The following is a 4,902-nucleotide window of genomic DNA, read 5'->3' on the forward strand; positions in this document are numbered from 1 at the left end:
TGGATTCCCGCCTGCGCGGGAACGACACAATTGAGGTCAGTTTGTTCAATACCATACCCCCTGTTGATTGTGCACAAATATGTCAGGATCACTCAGAGCATCACCTAATGCGGGAAATAATGGCTCATTCAAACTAGAAATCCCGCGTATTACACGATGCAGCAAAGTACAACATCGATATAGAACCATTGCACTTAGGCTGCTGGCGATAAAGGTACAGAATCGGGTATCCAGGGAGGATTATTGCCTAAAAGATATAGAGGTTCAAAACCTAATAAACTGATTCGTTCCCACTCCAATTCTAAATAAGTCGCCCCATCTTTTAAAACACGTTCTTCACTAATATCACTGTCTTGAAGACAATAATCAAAAGGAACGTAAGCAGATGAGTTGCAAACTGCACCCCGTAAATCCATCTCACTCCCCATTTGAGCGAACCAATCATCAACAAATAAGGGCTTTTCATGATTAAGAGCAGGATCAAGTATATAAATTGTTCCCATATAATTCACGGCTATTGACACGTGGTACCACCAATAAACATATCCCCTTAATGAATAAGGTGTTTTCAGAAGCAAATTACCAAAAACAAATATTTTTGCAGGCTTCAATAATTGTTCTTTCTCCAATTCAATAATTGAAAGTGCTGCTCGGGCAAAACAGCCATCGTCAGGATAAAGCCAACTGATTCTTCTATCAAATTCAGGATTATCTTCGGTATGGAGAAAACGAGTATCCCGAATTACGTTAAAGAGATGCATCATTTCATCATAAGTAGCAACAACAGGCACTAAAGAAAAATCCATCTGTTTGATTGGAACCTTTTTCCGATAGGAGTATCTCTTTTTATTAAAGACTTATCAGGAGAAATACTGTTCTCAATTCTTTTCGCAGCCTGTTCGAATGTTTCATCAGGATACCGCTTAGATGAACTTGTTTTGTCTATGGAGTCAGAAAACACATTCAACGAAAATAGTAATAAAATCGATAAAAGTAATCTCATAACCACTCCTCATTCCTCATGCACTTGATAGATTTTGAAACATTATAATAAACTAGCAAACCAGCGAAAAAAAGCAGAAGAACGTTGCGAATTTTATATTATTTATGTAGAGTTCGCCTCCCAAGGTCGGGTAAAATGAACGCCTAATTAAGGGAGAGGTAAAATATGTCAAATATTCTAGTCAGTATCCTCATGGGCTCCAAATCAGATTGGAGCATAATGGAAGAAACCAGTCGTATGTTGGATAAACTCAGCATTCCTCATGAAGCACGTGCCCTTTCAGCTCATAGAACACCTGATGCGTTGTTTGAGTATATCAAATCAGCAGAACAGCGTGGGGGTGAAGTCTTCATTGCAGCAGCAGGTGGAGCAGCACATCTTCCTGGTGTAATTGCTGCAAAAACAACCCTCCCGGTTCTTGGCGTACCCATGCCGTCTTCAACCTTTACGAATGGTATGGATGCATTATTATCTATTGTACAAATGCCTGCGGGAATCCCGGTAGGAACAATGGCTGTTGGCAAACCAGGAGCACTTAATGCGGCTCTGCTTGCTGGACGTTTTTTAGGTAATAAATATCCTGAATACAAACAGACGATTATCAGGCATTTAGAGGAACAAGCCAAAGCGGTGCTCGAGAACTCCATACTCAAAGACAAATAGCATTTAATCCGTTTCATGAAACATGACTTAACTTACTGCTGATTCGCGTTATCTGGGTTTATCAAACCTAATAACGCGAATGGTTAAAGATCACTTAGTCAGACTAAGGTTAAGCTCCTCAAAACTCCCATCATCCCCATCAAGTTGCTTCTTAAAATGTTGTAACTGTTTTTCAGCATCCGTTGGTGGGGTATTAAAAAAAGTATCAACATAACCATGACGGCTTGTTGCTACAATCAATGCAGGAATAATGCTTAAGGTTGCCAATACGCCTAAAATACCTTTTAAAACAGGATGCAAACTGTGCCAAGCACCTCTATGGTGACTAAACTCTGTTGATGCATCATCTATTGCCTGGTCAACTTCCTGTTTAAAAATAGCAAAAGATTGTGCATTGGGAGCCTTAAAAAAAGCCTCTTTAGCAGCATCTAATGCATTATTCAATGTCTTAGCTGCATAGCCAACTGTTTCATAATCTGGATTATAAGTAGTGCTTATTTTGTCCCCTTTCTGGATAAGTTCAGAAGTTTTAATTTTTAACTGAAATAAATACTGCTCAAAATTTACTTTAGCCTGCTTCATCTTATCCTGATTATGAACATGCTCCGGTGTTTGTGACTCCGTTCGTTCTGGCAATGTCTTCTGCTCAATCACAACTGGTTCATCTTCAATGTCTTCAGGGAAGTAGCCTAATTCGTCATCAATGGTGGGATAAAAATCGGAATCCTCCTGGTCCATATACTCATCAGGATCAATTGCTCCAAAAGATTTTTGGATGGCTTCAATAAAATGTTCTGTTGTTGAAGAGTAGAACTCATCAATAACCTCATCGTCAGCTAAAAGCGTCCCAATCTCTGCATCATGTAATGCTCTTAGTTTTATGATATTTTGTTGATACAAAGATTTATCCATTCCAACCAATTGCATCAAATGTGTCGGCAAACTAAACTTCTCATCCAAATCCTGAACCCACTGAGGATTTTCTATTGCATATTTTAAAAATTCAACGCATAACGGACCACAGGAAACCAGCGCTCCTCCTTCATTCTCTACGTTTTGTACAAGATGAGGAGACATCACCAAAGACATGCCTCCGGATGATTCAGTACTCGCTAAAAGTAACCGCTTTTGTACCAGTCCCTTATCGGTATAACCAAGAGGATTAAATAAAAACAAGCTGGTTTTATCACCATCTTTTCGAAGAATGGCAGCCATATAATGTGCTCCGCCAAGTTCTGGTTTGAAAATAAAAGGGAAATACGATTTATCCGAATCTTCAAGTCGCTTTCGACACATATCCATCAAATTATCAAAGGACACGCCGTTGTCTCCGATTCCATCGAAAAACACAAATGGTTCTAGCATAGAAGAGGCATCTGAGACAGGTAGCCGTTTGAAAAAGGAGTAAATGAGTGCTTTAACATCATCGTTATGATACCAGACATCAAAGTTACGGCTATCCAGCGTTTCTCGATCTCTAAATAAATCCTGCAATATGGGCATTGTTATCTCCCGAACGGAATAAAATAAGAGTATAAATTAAAAACATTAACATAGTGTTAAGAGAAAGTGGCTAATTTTGCATTTTATTCATTGATGAACAAATTGCTTCTTTTGCTCATCAATGAATTATCCAGACTATAAGGATGCTATGTCGTCTTTAGAAACAATAATATAATCTTCATCATTAGCAGCCTGAGTATTTTGACTTGCATGCAACAGTTTTAAAGCATCATGCAATACAGGGATATTGATTTTGGCTTCACCAGAGCTATCAATCCATTGTAATTCAGTCAGAACCTCACGGCTTAGCGTCCCTTTCTCATACAAAGCATCTTTTAATATCTGCTGTAAATTGGCATTTGCATATTCATGGCGAAACTTATGATGATGAGCACCAAAAAAGCTATGCTGTTCTTTTACTAATTTTTCTGCGTAACAGGATCTAAACGCGTTACATAAATCCGCTTCTTTAAGTTTAATAGATGCTTCTTTAGCATTTTCAGGTTTTGGCGCAACAAAATCGTAACGAGGATTGTACTCATTATAAAATCGTGTACCCAATACTGTATGTACATCAGCAGTAGGATGTACATCATCCCAAAAAGCATATCCGTTAGAAGGAGCTGTATCATTTGGCAACATTTTAAAATCAGGAGAGTCTATAAATGCTTTTTTTAATTTATTGGGATCTAACTCATATTTTTCTGGGTGATGATAAGCATCGATAAAAGTAGCATTAATATCATAGACATCAAACGAACACTGTGGATATAGAGTTTTAAATCGTTGACAGGCCCTATCTAGTTCACTATTAAAATAGTTCGAACAAGTATGTGCATTTGCACGCTCATCATCGCCCTTTTTGCCCGTTTGATTTTGATAGCGCGGCGTTAAAGACAAATCAGGTAAATTTATCCAGATAAAATTTCGATATCCATTCTTAATTAAGATTTCCACATTTTTTACTCGCTCCTTAATCGCCCGATCCACTTCAGCTTTTGACGGTTTTGCATTCACCGTAATTAAGTCATTGGCTCCGGACCATTCAATCACTAAAGTATGAGCTTTCTGAATAGCAGATACCTGTTTTTTTTCATCATAATCCAATACAAGCTTACGCTTATCTTCTAAGGTAGATAAAATAATACGGCTAAAAAAACGAGTGATGCTCGTACTTGGTTTCCAAGCATAATCATAAGCACTCAAGCCCCCCTCATCATAAGAACGAATAAAAGGACGCCCGTCAAATGTCACATAGCGGTCATCATCAAGAGTATAACTACGCTCAATAATCTCTGTAACTCTTTTGTCATGATGAATAATGGCATCAGCAATATCATCATCACCGAATTTATATTTTCTCTTAAATTGAGAAATCATAAATTTACTGGCAAACATAGAACTAATGACATCGGCCCATACATAACCATTAGCGAAACGGCCTTTTGGTGAATTCCCTTCTAATCCAGCCAACCAACTCATAGGGATACACCCCAAGATTGTCGCTTTGTCTGCAGTTCCCCTATCACTCAAACTATCACCCATGATAATTATGTGACAGATTTCTTTTTTATTCATGATACTCCTCCGTTATTCGAGGGTAACTGCAAGTTCACCGAATAAGACACAAATACTGCAGGTGACAACAACATTCAGGCGTGGACTAAACCCGTATTGATAAATATAGCCAACGGATAATAAATTGATTATAATCATTTATTTATGACGTATTC

At 38.1% G+C, this 4,902-nt stretch carries 4 protein-coding genes; 1 reads left to right on the forward strand and 3 read right to left on the reverse strand.

Annotated features, from left to right (window positions below; genetic code table 11):
- Window positions 1–194: 194 nt before the first annotated feature.
- Entirely contained in the window at window positions 195–806 is a 612-nt protein-coding gene (locus Q0495_RS02575; RefSeq protein ID WP_298622712.1) for a protein-glutamine glutaminase family protein, read from the reverse strand.
- 362 nt (window positions 807–1,168) lie between these two features.
- On the opposite strand from Q0495_RS02575, the gene purE reads away from it, so the two are divergent.
- Window positions 1,169–1,666 (forward strand): 5-(carboxyamino)imidazole ribonucleotide mutase, encoded by a 498-nt coding sequence (purE, locus tag Q0495_RS02580; RefSeq protein ID WP_298622714.1) that lies wholly within the window; start codon window positions 1,169–1,171, stop codon window positions 1,664–1,666.
- Between the two features lie 90 nt (window positions 1,667–1,756).
- Here the strand turns inward: purE and Q0495_RS02585 are convergent, their stop codons facing one another.
- Together Q0495_RS02585 and Q0495_RS02590 are read right to left on the reverse strand one after the other, a co-directional pair.
- Window positions 1,757–3,169, reverse strand: coding sequence for a hypothetical protein (locus Q0495_RS02585; protein ID WP_298622716.1), 1,413 nt, complete (start codon window positions 3,167–3,169; stop codon window positions 1,757–1,759).
- Window positions 3,170–3,304: 135 nt separating this feature from the next.
- Complete coding sequence (locus tag Q0495_RS02590; RefSeq protein WP_298622718.1) at window positions 3,305–4,747, reverse strand: SGNH/GDSL hydrolase family protein; 1,443 nt, start codon at window positions 4,745–4,747, stop codon at window positions 3,305–3,307.
- Window positions 4,748–4,902: the final 155 nt, after the last annotated feature.

The organism is uncultured Legionella sp. (genome assembly GCF_937871865.1).
Classification (GTDB): domain Bacteria; phylum Pseudomonadota; class Gammaproteobacteria; order Legionellales; family Legionellaceae; genus Legionella.

Coding starts and splice junctions, on each gene's coding strand:
- Q0495_RS02575 (WP_298622712.1), bottom strand. CDS start 806: ATGGATTTTTCTTTAGTGCCTGTTGTTGCTACTTATGATGAAATGATG.
- purE (WP_298622714.1), top strand. CDS start 1,169: ATGTCAAATATTCTAGTCAGTATCCTCATGGGCTCCAAATCAGATTGG.
- Q0495_RS02585 (WP_298622716.1), bottom strand. CDS start 3,169: ATGCCCATATTGCAGGATTTATTTAGAGATCGAGAAACGCTGGATAGC.
- Q0495_RS02590 (WP_298622718.1), bottom strand. CDS start 4,747: ATGAATAAAAAAGAAATCTGTCACATAATTATCATGGGTGATAGTTTG.